The 331-nt window shown below is 63.7% G+C and carries 2 pseudogenes; one reads left to right on the top strand and one right to left on the bottom strand.

Features of this window, described 5'->3' with window-relative positions:
- Positions 1-10 precede the first annotated feature (10 nt).
- Positions 11-67 (top strand): annotated as a pseudogene (locus ABGA94_RS06325) (diacylglycerol kinase); the annotation flags it as partial.
- Between the two features lie 39 nt (positions 68-106).
- Here the strand turns inward: ABGA94_RS06325 and ABGA94_RS06320 are convergent.
- Positions 107-331 (bottom strand): annotated as a pseudogene (locus tag ABGA94_RS06320) (hypothetical protein); the annotation flags it as partial.

The following is a 331-nucleotide window of genomic DNA, read 5'->3' as shown; positions in this document are numbered from 1 at the left end:
TGCGGCGTTCGTGCTGGACATCAGTACAACCGAGCGCGCGTTGGTGCTGGCGGTCTGCTTCATCAGCCTGGTGGTGGAACTGCTCAACTCGGCAATCGAGGCCGTGGTTGATCGCATCGGCGATCGAGGCGCCGTCGGCGGTGGCGAAACGGTAGTCCGGGTACATGGTCGGGCTGTGGTTGCCCCACACGACCAGCTTCTCCATGCCACCGACCGGCTTGCCGGTGGCCACATCGATCGCCACCAGCGACGTCGCATAGCGGTTCTGGTTTTCCGTACGCGAGCCACTCCAGTAGTCGCCCGCAGAATTGCCCAGCGGCAGATAGACCAG

Source organism: Stenotrophomonas sp. 3diitr2024 (genome assembly GCF_042136455.1).
Lineage (GTDB): Bacteria > Pseudomonadota > Gammaproteobacteria > Xanthomonadales > Xanthomonadaceae > Stenotrophomonas > Stenotrophomonas sepilia.
The sequence above is the reverse complement of the archived record's forward strand: the minus strand, read 5'-3'. Positions and strand labels throughout refer to the sequence as shown.